This window comes from Pseudomonas sp. GW822-FHT06B12 (genome assembly GCF_058799675.1).
The window spans coordinates 821,140-833,544 of the sequence record NZ_JBXALR010000001.1 but is presented as its reverse complement, the minus strand read 5'-3'; the positions used below and the strand labels follow the sequence as shown (position 1 = coordinate 833,544).

Sequence of the window (12,405 nt, the reverse complement as noted above, 5' to 3'; positions counted from 1 at the left end):
CGGGTTCCTCAGAACAGCCCCAACTGCAAGCGCGCCGCCTCGGACATCCGGCTTTGATCCCAAGGCGGGTCCCAAACGATCTCGACCTCGACCTCGCTGACCCCAGGGATAGTCTGGACTTTGCTGCGCGCCTCTTCCTTCAGCACGTCGCCCATTCCGCAACCGGGCGCGGTCATCGACATCTTGATCTCGACTCGCTGGCCGCCGTCGGCGAGCAAGCGGGCTTCACATTGGTAGATCAACCCGAGATCGACCACATTTACCGGAATCTCCGGGTCGTAGACGGTGCGCAACATGTCGAGCACCTGCTGGATGTCGAAGGCGCCGCTGACCGCCGGTTGCACGCTTGCCTGAGGTTGCCCTTGCGGGTGAGCGTCCTGGCCCAGCGCATCGGCGTCAGCGGAGGCGATTCGCGCCAGCCGCCCCCTGGAGATTTGCACCGTGAAGCTGCCACCGAGCGCCTGGGTCACCACCACGCGCTCGCCGCGCCCCAGTTGCAGTCGCTCCCCTCCGGGAATCAGGGTCACCACGCAGTCCCGTGTGAGCTCGACCGGTTGCAGATAGCCCGGCTTATTCGGGTTATCGAAGTGGAAGCCGGCGCCATGCAGGTCATACTCGAAATCGATGGACAAGCCATCGGCACGTTCCGCGCTCGCGGGATCGAGCAACAGCGTGATGCCGTCTGCCTCGACCGCGATATCTCCTTCGGCAGCGCGCTCGAAGAAAAACTGATGCGCGAAGTGCTCGTCGATTTTCAGCCGCACCCCGCGCACGTGCCCGTCTGCCAGGGCATCGAGCAAGACCCTGCGCGCTGGTTCGCGGAGGTGAATGCCGGGGATTGGTAATGTGGCTGCCATGGCTGATTACTCCGTCGTGACCTGCGAGGCGCCGCCTTCGAGGGCGCTACGCAGCGTGTGCCAGGCCAGAGTGGCGCACTTGACCCGCACCGGAAACTCCCAAACGCCTGAAAGCACCGCGAGTTTGCCGAGTTCCGCGGGCGTCACCCTGGCGTTTGGCCCTTCGGTGAGCAGCGTATGCACCCGGGCAAAAAGTGCCTGCGCCTCCTCCGGTTTTTTGCCCTTCACCGCCAGCGTCATCAGAGATGCCGAGGCCTGGGAGATGGCGCAGCCAACCCCCTGAAAACTGATGTCCTCGATCACCCCGTTCGCAAGCTTGATATAAATCTTCAACTGATCGCCGCACAGCGGATTGAAACCCTCCGCCATACAGGTTGCGTCCTCTAGCGGGTGAAAGTTACGCGGCCGCTTGCCGTGGTCGATGATCACGTCCTGGTAGAGGTCGCGCAGTTCGTCGTGGCTCATCGGAACACCTCCTGAACCTTGGCCAGCCCCGCCACCAGCGCATCGATATCGCGCTCGGTGCTGTAGCAGCCGAGCGAGGCGCGAGCCGTGGCGGCTACACCAAAGCGGTTCATCAAGGGCTGCGCGCAGTGGTGCCCGGTGCGAATCGCGATCCCCTCGCGGTCAAGGATGGTGCCGATATCGTGCGGATGGATCCCGTCGAGGACAAACGAGAGAACACCCACCTTCTCCGCTGCCGTACCGATCAGCCTGAGGCCGGGCACCGCTGCCAGCGCCTTGAGGGCATAGGCCTGCACGGCCTGCTCATGGGCAGCAACGGCCTCAGGCCCCAGTTCACCGAGAAAATCGATCGCTGCGCCGAGGCCGATAGCGCCGGCCATGTTCGGTGTTCCCGCTTCAAACTTGTACGGGGGTTTGTTGTAGACGGTCTTCTCGAAACTGACCGAGAGGATCATGTCGCCGCCGCCCTGATAAGGCGGCATGCTTTCGAGCAGTTCGTGGCGGCCGTAGAGCACGCCGATGCCGGTGGGGCCGTACATCTTGTGGCCTGACAAGGCGTAGAAATCGCAGCCTAGTGCCCGCACGTCGACCTTGAGGTGGGGAGCCGCCTGAGCACCGTCGACCAGCACGCGTACGCCTTGGGCGTGGGCGAGTTCGACAATGCGCCGGATCGGATTGATGGTGCCGAGCACATTTGAGACATGAGTGACGGCCACCAGCCGGGTCCTGGGTCCGATCAGCCGTTCCAGTTCGTCGAGCAGCAGTTCGCCAGCGTCGTTGATAGGCGCCACCCGTAGCCGAGCGCCGGTCTGTTCGCAGAGCATCTGCCAAGGCACGATATTGGAGTGGTGCTCCATGGCAGTAATCAGCACCTCGTCGCCTGCACGGAGCTGAGTCTTGCCATAGGTTTGCGCCACCAGATTGATCGCTTCAGTCGTGCCGCGAACAAAGACGATCTCCTCGACATGCTCGGCATTGAGGAAGCCCTGGACCTTGGCCCGAGCCTTCTCGTACTCCTCGGTGGCGCGCACCGAGAGGTAGTGCACGCCACGGTGTACGTTGGCGTTCTCCTTCAGGAAGAAATGCGACATGGCATCGATGACCGCCTGCGGCTTCTGGCTGGTGGCGGCGCTGTCGAGGTAAATCAGCGGCTTGCCGTAGATCGTCTCCGCGAGGATCGGGAACGCCTGGCGCACGCGCTCGACGTCGTAGCCTGACGCAAGATCGAGCGGTTTCGATAGTCCTTGAAGGCTGTTTTCGAGGTCACTCATGCCGACACCTCCAGGCTACGCAACTGCGCGGCGACCCGTCGTTCCACATGCTCGCGCAACGGTTCCAGCTGAATCAGTTCGAGCATCTCGCTGACGAACGCAAAGGTCAGTAAAGACCGCGCCGCCGCCAAGGGAACGCCTCGTGAGCGCAGGTAGAAAACAGCTTGCTCATCCAGTTGGCCGACGGCGGCACCGTGAGCGCATTTGACGTCATCGGCGAAGATCTCCAGCCGTGGCTGGGTGTTGACCTGGGCCGACGTCGACAACAACAGATTCTTGTTGGTCTGACTGGCATCGGTCTTCATTGCATGTGGGCGCACGATGATCCGCCCGTCAAAGATCCCATGCCCATGATCATCGATCACACCCTTATAGAGTTCGCGGCTGGTGCAACGCGGTGCCAGGTGCTCGATGGTCGTCTGGTTGTCCAGGTGCTGCTGGCCTCGCGGCAGGTACAGACCGTTCAGGGCAACCTGCGCGCCGGGGCCCTCGAGCACGATCCGCACTTCCTGCCGTGCCAGTGCCGCGCCCAGCGCAAAGGAATGCGAAGCAAAGTGACTGCCCTGAGCCTGACGCACGCTAAGCAGCGCGACATGGAACGCCGCCGTGCTCTCGTTCTGCAGCGTGTAGTGTTCGAGTACAGCCTCCGCGTCGAGTACCACCTCGCTGACGGCATTGCTCAGGTAGACCTCACCTGCGCTGCCGACATGGCTTTCCACCAGAATCGCCCGGCTCCCTGCCCCCGCCCGCACCAGGACGCGTGGCTGTGTCACCCGTGGCGTGGCGCCTGGAGCCGAGAAAAAAACCAGGTGGATCGGTGCTTCGACCGTCGTGTGAGCGGGTATCTGCACCAACGCCCCGTCCTCGGCGAGTGCCGCATTCAGCGCCGTAAAGGCCTGCGGCTGCGAGCGAAACTCATGTGCGAACAGGCTTTCGAGCGCCCCGTTTTCGGCGTTCAACAAGGTCGCAAAAGGGCTTACCTGAGTGCCTGGGGGTAGCCCTTCAAGTACCGAGAGCTCAGCGGCGTAATGGCCATTGACGAAGACCAGCCGCACGCCGCCATAGTCGCCGGCGAGTGGTTCGACGTTGACTGCGGACAGGTCCTGACTCGCGCCCGGTTCGGCCGGCTGGAACGGGATCTCCAGGATCGGCGCGACTCGTGTGTGCTTCCAGGCCTCGTCCTTGGCCGTGGGAAAGCCTTGTTCGGTCACCCACTGGAACGCTGCGCGGCGCAACGCTTGCAGCCACGCAGGATGCCGGGCATCGGTCCTGGGCGTAAGCGGCGCAAGGAACGCCGTGGTGTTCATGGCCTGACTCCCGGCGCCGGATCCTGCTCATAGCTCGCATAGCCGTGCTTTTCCAGCTCGATGGCCAGCTCCTTGCCGCCAGACTGGACGATCCGGCCGTTGGCCATGACATGCACGCGATCCGGGACGATGTAGTCGAGCAGTCGTTGATAGTGGGTGATCACCAGCAGTGCACGGTCCTTGCTCCGCAGCGCGTTGACGCCCGCCGCGACGATCCGCAGCGCGTCGATGTCGAGGCCCGAGTCGGTCTCGTCGAGGATCGCCAGCCGGGGTTCGAGAATCGCCATCTGGAAAATCTCGTTGCGCTTCTTCTCGCCACCCGAGAAGTCGACGTTGACCGAGCGGTTCATGAAGCTCTGGTCCATCTCGACCAGCGCCATGCGCTCCTTGGCGAGCTCGAGGAAATCCAGCGCATCGAGCTCTTCGAGCCCGCGCTGCTTGCGCACAGCGTTGAGTGCCGTGCGCAGGAAATACAGGTTGCCGACGCCGGGAATCTCGACCGGGTACTGGAACGCGAGAAAGATACCGGCGACTGCGCGTGCTTCCGGCGGCATGGCCAGTAAGTCCTGGCCGTCATAGAGCACCTCGCCGCTGACCTCGTAGGTCTCAAGGCCCGCGAGCACCTGGGCCAGCGTGCTTTTGCCAGAGCCGTTCGGCCCCATGATCGCGTGCACCTCGCCCGCTTCAACCCGCAGTGTGATGCCCCGCAGGATTTCACGGCCTTCAACACTGGCGTGCAGATCATTGATGTCGAGCATGCTCCCACCCCGGGCCTCAGCCCACGCAGCCCTCCAGGCTCACGCCCAGCAATTTCTGGGCTTCCACCGCGAACTCCATCGGCAGTTCCTTGAGCACCTCGCGGCAGAAGCCGTTGACGATCATCGGCACCGCGTCCTCCGCGCTGATGCCGCGCTGCCGGCAGTAGAAGAGTTGCTCATCGCTGATCTTCGAGGTCGAGGCCTCATGCTCGACCTGGGCGCTGGGGTTCTTCACGTCGATATAGGGGAACGTGTGCGCGCCACACTCGCTGCCCAGCAGCAGAGAGTCACACTGCGTATGGTTGCGTGCGCCGGTCGCGGCTTTCTGGATCTTCACCAGACCGCGGTAGGTGTTCTGTCCATGGCCGGCGGAAATCCCCTTGGAAAGAATGGTGCTGCGTGTGTGCCGGCCGATGTGGATCATCTTGGTGCCGGTGTCCGCCTGTTGGTGATTGGCTGTCAGGGCGACTGAATAGAACTCGCCGACCGAATAGTCGCCCTGGAGAATCACCCCTGGATACTTCCAGGTGATCGCGGAGCCGGTTTCGACCTGAGTCCAGGAAATCTTCGAATGCACGCCTGCGCACTTGCCGCGTTTGGTCACGAAGTTGAAGATGCCGCCGCGTCCTTGGGCATCGCCCGGGTACCAGTTCTGCACCGTGGCGTACTTGATCTGGGCGTTATCCAGCGCGACCAGTTCGACCACCGCCGCGTGCAGCTGGTTATTGTCGCGCATCGGTGCGGTGCAGCCCTCGAGGTAGCTTACGTAGGCGCCCTCCTCTGCAACGATCAGCGTGCGCTCGAACTGACCGGTGTCCGCGGCGTTGATGCGGAAGTAGGTCGACAGTTCCATTGGGCAGCGCACGCCCTTGGGCACGTAGCAGAAAGAGCCATCGGAAAACACCGCCGAGTTCAATGTGGCGAAGAAGTTATCGCTGTAGGGCACGACCGAACCGAGGTACTTGCGCACCAGCTCCGGATGATCCTGCACGGCTTCGGAGAAGGAGCAGAAGATCACGCCGACCTCGGCGAGTTTGTGCTTGAAGGTGGTCGCCACCGAGACCGAATCGACCACGGCATCCACCGCGACGCCGGTCAGGCGCTCCTGCTCGGCGAGCGAGATGCCGAGTTTGCCAAGCATCTCGCGCAGCTCGGGATCGACTTCGTCAAGACTATTGGGGCCCGGCGTTTTCGGCTTGGGCGCCGAGTAATAGATGATGTCCTGGTAGTCGATGGGCGCGTAATGGACGTTCTGCCAGGTGGGTTCGCGCATCAATAGCCAGTGGCGATACGCCTTCAGGCGCCAGTCGAGCAGCCACTGCGGCTCGTTCTTCTTCGCCGAAATCAGGCGAATGAGGTCTTCGTTGAGCCCGCGCGGGGCCGCATCGCTCTCAAGATCAGAGACAAAGCCGTACTTGTAGGCCCGGTTACTGAGTTCGCGGATCCTGGCATTGTCAGTGCTCATCGCTGATGCCTCCCGCTTTTGGCAGGACGATATGATCTTTTAACTATACTCCTTCCCTCTATCTTGCGACCCGAGCTCGTCGGTAGTGTTCAAACATCCGACGATTGCCGTAACAGGATGTCGTTACCGTCAACCCGGACCTCGAACTGTTCGACTTGATAAGCCGGTTCTGTAAGGCATTCGCCACTGGTGACGTCGAACTCGTAGGCATGAACCGGGCAAATCACCACGTTGTCGCAGAGTATTCCTTCGCCCAGCGAACCGTCTTCGTGCGGGCAGGTGTTGTGGATGGCGAAATACTGGCCATCGACATTGAACAGCGCGACGGGCGTGCCCCCAAGGTTCACGGTTATACCGTTACCCGGTTCGATATCACCCACAGATGCGACCTTGACGAACTCACTCATGGTGCCACCCCTCTTGAGTGTCATTTTAGCTGCTCGAAGCGGCTGCTGATTAACAGCAGTAGGCTAAGCTTTCAGCAGCTATTCACCGGTGTACGCCTTCACCGTAGGAGCTGCCGCAGGCTGCGATCTCTTGATCTTGGCGTCCGTCCAGACAACGAGTCGTCTGTTGGAAAGATCAAAGGATCGCAGCCTTCGGCAGCTCCTACAGGTGTTGTGTACACCTGACACTTCACGCAGGACTGACGTGATGACCGAGCCCCTTCTCAGCTTCGAAGAACTGAAACTTGCCGCTACCGCAGGCGATATCGATACCGTGCTGGTCTGCATGGTCGATATGCAGGGACGACTGGTCGGCAAGCGATTCCAGGTCGAGTTTTTCATCGACAGCGGCCATGAAGAAACCCACTGCTGCAATTACCTGCTGGCCGACGACATCGACATGGAACCGGTGCCGGGTTACGCCGCCGCCAGCTGGAGCAAAGGCTATGGCGATTTTGTGCTGAAACCCGACATGGCCACCTTGCGTCGCGTGCCGTGGCTGGAATGCACGGCGCTGGTGCTCTGCGATGTGCTCGATCACCACCATCGGCGGGACCTGCCGCACAGCCCGCGGGCAATCCTGAAAAAGCAGGTCGAGCGACTGCACGAGCGCGGCTATAGCGGCATGTTCGCCTCTGAGCTGGAGTTCTATCTGTTTGACGAGAGTTATGAGGCCATCCACGAGCGCAACTACCACAAGCCGAAAACCGCGGGTCACTACATCGAGGATTACAATATCCTTCAGACCACCCGTGAGGAGCCGGTGCTGCGGGCGATTCGCAAGCATCTGCAGGCCTCCGGCATTCCCGTGGAAAACTCCAAGGGTGAATGGGGGCCAGGCCAGGAAGAGATCAACATCCGTTATGCCGATGCCCTGACCATGGCCGACCACCACGTCATCATCAAGCACGCCTGCAAAGAGATCGCGCAATTGCAGGGCAAGGCGATCACGTTCATGGCCAAGTGGCGCTATGACGCTGCCGGCTCCAGCAGCCATATCCACAACTCGTTGTGGGACAAGAATGCCAAAAAGCCGCTGTTTTTCGACCCCAAGGCCGAGTTTGGCATGTCGACACTGATGCGCTCCTGGGTGGCTGGGCAGCTCAAATACGCTAACGACATCACCTGTTTTCTCGCGCCCTACATCAACTCGTACAAGCGCTTTCAGGCCGGCACCTTCGCGCCGACCCGTGCAGTCTGGAGTCGGGACAATCGCACCGCTGGCTTTCGTTTGTGCGCCGAAGACAGCAAAGCCATCCGTATCGAATGCCGCATCGGCGGCGCTGACCTCAACCCTTATCTGGCCTTCGCCGCGTTGATCGCCGCGGGTCTGGCCGGTATCGACGAGAAGCTCAGCCTGACGCCGCCCTTTGAAGGCGATGCCTACCTCGACGAGCACTTGCCGGAAGTCTCGAAGACCCTTCGCGATGCCTGCGCCGCGCTCAAGGCCTCGAGCATGTTGCGCGAGGCGTTCGGCGATGAAGTGGTCGACCACTACGTGCACACCGCCGAATGGGAGCAGAAAGAGTACGACCGGCGGATAACCGACTGGGAACTGCAGCGCGGCTTTGAGCGCTATTGAGGCCACCATGACTTCAATGATTCAACTCATCTCGCCGGTCGATGGCCGGGTCTACGCCGAACGCCACTGCGCCGATGCGACACAGATCGAACAGGCTCTGACGGCTGCCGCAGTCGCCCAGGCGTTATGGAAGCGCCGGCCACTGAGCGAACGCGCCGCCCTATGCAGCGCCGCCGTGGACGCGATGCTGGCAATGAAGGCCGAAATAGTGCCGGAACTGGCTTGGCAGATGGGTCGCCCGGTACGTTTTGGCGCCGGCGAGCTGCGCGGTTTCGAAGAGCGCGCCCGCCACATGATCGCCATTGCACCTGAAGCGTTGGCAGCAATAGAACCTACGCCTATCGCGGGTTTTCGGCGCCAGATCAAACGCGAGCCGCTGGGTACGGTGCTGGTGGTCGCGCCCTGGAATTACCCCTACCTGACGGCGGTCAATACGATTATCCCGGCGCTGATGGCCGGCAACAGCGTCATCCTCAAACACGCCTCGCAAACGCTATTGGTCGGCGAACGTTTCGCCGAGGCCTTTCGCCGCGCCAACCTGCCCGAAGGGCTGTTCCATAACCTGCTGCTCAATCATACCTATACCGCGGCGATCATTGCCTCTGGACGGGTGCAGCAGGTGAACTTCACTGGCTCGGTCAACGCCGGCAAAGCCATGGAAAACGCCGCCACTGGGCACTTCCTCGGCATGGGGCTGGAGCTCGGCGGCAAAGACCCGGCCTACGTGCGGGCAGACGCCAACCTTGCACATGCGGTGGAAAACCTGGTGGACGGCAGCTTCTTCAATTCCGGGCAGAGCTGCTGTGCTGTCGAGCGTATTTATGTCGATGAAAAAATTTACCCGGCATTCGTCGAGCGCTTCGTCGCTTTGACCCGCCAATACGTGCTGGGCAACCCGCTGGACGAAGCCACCACGCTCGGCCCGCTGGTCAATCCGAGTGCCGCTGAATTCGTGCGCGGGCAGATCGCCGAAGCGCTGTCGAAGGGCGCCACGGCGCTGATCGATCCGAAGACCTTCCCTGCTGACGCGCCGGGCAGCGCTTACCTTGCACCGCAGGTGCTAGTTGACGTCACCCATCACATGTCGGTGATGCGTGAGGAAAGCTTTGGTCCGGTAATCGGCATCATGCCGGTGGCCAGCGACGACGAAGCCATTACCTTGATGAACGACAGTGAGTTCGGGCTCAGCGCCTCGATCTGGACCGCGGATCTTGCCGCCGCCGAACGTATCGGCAACGAGATCGCCACCGGCACCGTATTCATGAACCGTTGCGATTACCTGGACCCGGCCCTGGCCTGGACCGGAGTGAAGAACAGCGGGCGCGGCGTCACGCTTTCACGCCTGGGTTTTGAGAACCTGACCCGAGCCAAATCCTTCCATTTGCGCCACGAGATCTAAGCCATGAGCCTGACCGCGAACTGGAACTACCCCACGAGCATCCACTTCGGTGTTGGCCGTATCGCCGAGCTGGCCGAAACCTGCCGCAGTCAAGGTATCCAGCGACCGTTGCTGGTCACCGACAGCGGCCTGTCGCGCGCGCCAATCACCACAGCGGCGCTGGAGTCCTTGCGCGCCGCGGGCCTCGGCGTGGAGCTGTTCTGCGACCTCAAACCGAATCCGGTTGAAGCCAACCTGGCGGGCGGGCTCGACGCCTGGCGCGCAGGAAAACACGATGGGGTGGTCGCCTTCGGCGGTGGCAGCGGGCTGGATATGGGCAAGCTCATCGCCTTCATGAGCGGCCAGACCCGACCGGTGTGGGATTTCGAAGACATCGGCGACTACTGGACCCGCGCCGATGAAGGCAGCATCGCCCCGATCATTGCGGTGCCGACCACTGCCGGTACGGGGTCCGAGGTCGGCCGTGCAGCGGTGATCATTGATGAGAGTACGCATACCAAACGCATCATCTTCCATCCGAAAATGATGCCGCGGGTGGTCATCAGCGACCCGGCGCTCACCGTCGGCATGCCGACAAAAGTCACCGCCGGCACCGGCATGGATGCGTTTGCGCATTGCCTGGAGTCGTACTGCGCTCCCGGTTTTCATCCCATGGCCGAAGGTATCGCGGTCGAAGGCATGCGCCTGGTGGCCAACGCCCTGGTGCGGGCAGTACGCACACCCTCCGACCTTGAGGCGCGTGCGGAAATGCTCGCGGCGGCCGCGATGGGCGCTACCGCCTTCCAGAAAGGCCTGGGCGCGATACACGCGCTCTCACATCCGGTGGGCGCCCTGTACGACACCCATCACGGCATGACCAACGCCACGTTCATGCCCTATGTCTTGAAGTTCAATCGCCCGGCTATTGAAGAACGCATCACCCGCCTGGCGGCTTACTTGCGACTGCCATCCCCAGGCTTCGACAGCTTTCTGGCGTTCGTCCTCAAGTTACGCAAGGACATCGGCGTGCCGCATACGCTGTTTGAGCTGGGGGTGGATGATCGGCAGGTCGATCTGATCGCCGACATGGCGATTGTCGACCCCTGCGCTGGCGGCAACCCGCTGCCATTGACACGCAACGGCGCGGTAGAAATTTTCGATGCGGCTTACCACGGCCGGCTCTAGGGCCATCATCAGTCCATGGCCGAGGTATGAACGCGCACTGCCAAACCGACGAACGGTTCCCGGCGGCAATGTACACAGCGCACCATGGATTAATCTGTAGGTATCGGGAAACTCACCTTTGGACGGTGGCTGAAATGCTTGATGCTCCCAAGCCACAACAGAACCATCTGCTGGCGGCCCTTCCCGCCCAAGCGCTGGAACGCTTGTTACCCTACCTCGAACCGGTCACCCTGCCGCTCGGCAAGGTGCTCTACGAGTCTGGAGATGCCTTGCGGCATGTTTACTTCCCCACCGACTCCATCGTGTCCCTGCTGTACGTGATGGAAAACGGCGCATCGGCGGAGATATCGGTGGTCGGCAATGAAGGTTTGATCGGCATCGCCGTATTCATGGGTGGTGAAAGCACGCCGAGCCGGGCGATTGTCCAGAGCGCCGGGCATGCTTTCCGGCTGCCCGGCCAGCGACTCAAGGATGAGTTCAACCGCCACGAAGAGATGCTCCTGTTGATGTTGCGCTACACCCAGGCGTTGATCACGCAGATGGCCCAGACTGCAGTGTGCAACCGCCACCACTCGATTGATCAGCAATTGTGCCGCTGGTTGCTGCTGTCCCTCGATCGTCTGCAAGACAATCAACTGATCATGACCCAGGAATTGATCGCCAACATGCTCGGCGTACGCCGCGAAGGCGTAACCGATGCCGCCGGCAAGCTGCAACGCCTGGGCGTTATCGAATACAGCCGTGGCCACATCAAGGTGCTGGACAGGGACGCGCTCGAGAAACTCAGCTGCGAGTGCTACGCCGTGGTCAGAAAAGAAACCGAGCGCCTGCTGCCCTACGTTCCATTAAAGCCCACTCGCTGAGGCCTGCGACCGACGCCTGCGTGTTCTAGCGAACAGACCGCGCTGCCGGCGTCGCCCACACTTGAAGCATGAGACGGCTCGGCACCTGTCCCGCCCAACCCGGGCCCACTGTGCTGCAGGACGCTCGTGTGCCAAATACACCAGGGCGGCAAGTAGAAAACCGACTACTTCAGGGGCTGTCGAAAATTGACTACGGCCGGCTGGAGGCGCAGTGCGATAAAGTCGAACTGACCTTTGGCACCGTCCTGTGTGAGCCGGGCCATCCGATCCTGCATGTGTACTTCCCGCAAACAGCGTTCATCTCTCAAGTGGTTACGCTGTACAGCCACCCTCCTCTGCAAATGAGTCTGATCGGTAATGAAGGGATGCTCGGGGCGACGCTTGCTCTGGGGGTTAATACCGCCCCGATGCGCGCCGTCGTGCAAGGTAGCGGCACCTGTCTGAGGATGAGTGGCTTACAGCTGCAGGTCGCACTGCGCGAGAGCCCGTTATTGTTGCGCCGGCTCAATCAGTACCTGTATGTGCAGATGATGCAGCTCGCTCAAACCGCCGCCTGTACCCATTTTCACGAGATAGAGCCACGCCTGGCGCGCTGGTTGCTGATGACCCACGATCGTGCACACGCCAATCACTTTCATCTGACCCACATGTCCCTGGCGAACGTGCTTGGCGTTCGTCGCAGTGGCGTGACCCTGGCCGCCGGTGCGCTGCAACAGCGTGGATTGATCCGCTACACCCGTGGTGAGATCACGATTCTTGACCGCAAGGGTTTGGAGGCGGCGTCATGCGAATGCTATAGCGATACCCGCTCGACTCCGCTATGACGTG

The 12,405-nt window shown here is 61.5% G+C and carries 12 protein-coding genes; 5 read left to right on the top strand and 7 right to left on the bottom strand.

The genetic code is table 11. The features are described 5' to 3' along the window. Positions 1 to 8: 8 nt before the first annotated feature. From sufT to AC1RKH_RS03815, 7 genes are all read right to left on the bottom strand, one after another. Positions 9 to 857, bottom strand: coding sequence for a putative Fe-S cluster assembly protein SufT (gene sufT / locus AC1RKH_RS03845; RefSeq protein WP_493061179.1), 849 nt, complete (start codon positions 855 to 857; stop codon positions 9 to 11). Between the two features lie 6 nt (positions 858 to 863). Further along, positions 864 to 1,322: a Fe-S cluster assembly sulfur transfer protein SufU gene (gene sufU / locus AC1RKH_RS03840; RefSeq protein ID WP_493061178.1), complete on the bottom strand. Its 459-nt coding sequence runs from the start codon at positions 1,320 to 1,322 to the stop codon at positions 864 to 866. Further along, on the bottom strand, positions 1,319 to 2,593 hold the full coding sequence (locus tag AC1RKH_RS03835; protein ID WP_493061177.1) for a SufS family cysteine desulfurase: 1,275 nt from the start codon (positions 2,591 to 2,593) through the stop codon (positions 1,319 to 1,321). Before AC1RKH_RS03835 ends, sufU begins: the two co-directional genes overlap by 4 nt. Next, positions 2,590 to 3,900: a Fe-S cluster assembly protein SufD gene (gene sufD / locus AC1RKH_RS03830; protein ID WP_493061176.1), complete on the bottom strand. Its 1,311-nt coding sequence runs from the start codon at positions 3,898 to 3,900 to the stop codon at positions 2,590 to 2,592. Before sufD ends, AC1RKH_RS03835 begins: the two co-directional genes overlap by 4 nt. Then, positions 3,897 to 4,658: a Fe-S cluster assembly ATPase SufC gene (sufC, locus tag AC1RKH_RS03825; RefSeq protein WP_493061175.1), complete on the bottom strand. Its 762-nt coding sequence runs from the start codon at positions 4,656 to 4,658 to the stop codon at positions 3,897 to 3,899. The genes sufD and sufC overlap by 4 nt, the downstream gene beginning before the upstream one ends. A 16-nt stretch (positions 4,659 to 4,674) precedes the next feature. Next, positions 4,675 to 6,123 (bottom strand): Fe-S cluster assembly protein SufB, encoded by a 1,449-nt coding sequence (gene sufB / locus AC1RKH_RS03820; protein WP_493061174.1) that lies wholly within the window; start codon positions 6,121 to 6,123, stop codon positions 4,675 to 4,677. 89 nt (positions 6,124 to 6,212) lie between these two features. Next, positions 6,213 to 6,530, bottom strand: coding sequence for a Rieske (2Fe-2S) protein (locus AC1RKH_RS03815; protein WP_123424614.1), 318 nt, complete (start codon positions 6,528 to 6,530; stop codon positions 6,213 to 6,215). A 247-nt stretch (positions 6,531 to 6,777) separates the two neighbouring features. On the opposite strand from AC1RKH_RS03815, the gene AC1RKH_RS03810 reads away from it, so the two are divergent. The 5 genes from AC1RKH_RS03810 (at position 6,778) to AC1RKH_RS03790 (ending at position 12,401) form a co-directional block, all read left to right on the top strand. Beyond that, positions 6,778 to 8,151 (top strand): glutamine synthetase family protein, encoded by a 1,374-nt coding sequence (locus tag AC1RKH_RS03810; protein ID WP_123424613.1) that lies wholly within the window; start codon positions 6,778 to 6,780, stop codon positions 8,149 to 8,151. Positions 8,152 to 8,158: 7 nt separating this feature from the next. Beyond that, entirely contained in the window at positions 8,159 to 9,550 is a 1,392-nt protein-coding gene (locus AC1RKH_RS03805) for an aldehyde dehydrogenase family protein (RefSeq protein WP_493061173.1), read from the top strand. Positions 9,551 to 9,553: 3 nt separating this feature from the next. After that, positions 9,554 to 10,714 carry an iron-containing alcohol dehydrogenase gene (locus AC1RKH_RS03800; RefSeq protein ID WP_493061172.1) on the top strand — a complete coding sequence of 387 codons (1,161 nt, stop codon included), beginning with the start codon at positions 9,554 to 9,556 and terminating at the stop codon, positions 10,712 to 10,714. Between the two features lie 134 nt (positions 10,715 to 10,848). Next, entirely contained in the window at positions 10,849 to 11,577 is a 729-nt protein-coding gene (locus tag AC1RKH_RS03795) for a Crp/Fnr family transcriptional regulator (protein ID WP_493061171.1), read from the top strand. A 128-nt stretch (positions 11,578 to 11,705) separates the two neighbouring features. Beyond that, on the top strand, positions 11,706 to 12,401 hold the full coding sequence (locus tag AC1RKH_RS03790) for a Crp/Fnr family transcriptional regulator (protein WP_493061170.1): 696 nt from the start codon (positions 11,706 to 11,708) through the stop codon (positions 12,399 to 12,401). Positions 12,402 to 12,405: the final 4 nt, after the last annotated feature.

Bases quoted from the DNA above. Each gene is read 5' to 3' on its own strand.
- sufT (WP_493061179.1), bottom strand. From the start codon at position 857: ATGGCAGCCACATTACCAATCCCCGGCATTCACCTCCGCGAACCAGCG.
- sufU (WP_493061178.1), bottom strand. From the start codon at position 1,322: ATGAGCCACGACGAACTGCGCGACCTCTACCAGGACGTGATCATCGAC.
- AC1RKH_RS03835 (WP_493061177.1), bottom strand. From the start codon at position 2,593: ATGAGTGACCTCGAAAACAGCCTTCAAGGACTATCGAAACCGCTCGAT.
- sufD (WP_493061176.1), bottom strand. From the start codon at position 3,900: ATGAACACCACGGCGTTCCTTGCGCCGCTTACGCCCAGGACCGATGCC.
- sufC (WP_493061175.1), bottom strand. From the start codon at position 4,658: ATGCTCGACATCAATGATCTGCACGCCAGTGTTGAAGGCCGTGAAATC.
- sufB (WP_493061174.1), bottom strand. From the start codon at position 6,123: ATGAGCACTGACAATGCCAGGATCCGCGAACTCAGTAACCGGGCCTAC.
- AC1RKH_RS03815 (WP_123424614.1), bottom strand. From the start codon at position 6,530: ATGAGTGAGTTCGTCAAGGTCGCATCTGTGGGTGATATCGAACCGGGT.
- AC1RKH_RS03810 (WP_123424613.1), top strand. From the start codon at position 6,778: ATGACCGAGCCCCTTCTCAGCTTCGAAGAACTGAAACTTGCCGCTACC.
- AC1RKH_RS03805 (WP_493061173.1), top strand. From the start codon at position 8,159: ATGACTTCAATGATTCAACTCATCTCGCCGGTCGATGGCCGGGTCTAC.
- AC1RKH_RS03800 (WP_493061172.1), top strand. From the start codon at position 9,554: ATGAGCCTGACCGCGAACTGGAACTACCCCACGAGCATCCACTTCGGT.
- AC1RKH_RS03795 (WP_493061171.1), top strand. From the start codon at position 10,849: ATGCTTGATGCTCCCAAGCCACAACAGAACCATCTGCTGGCGGCCCTT.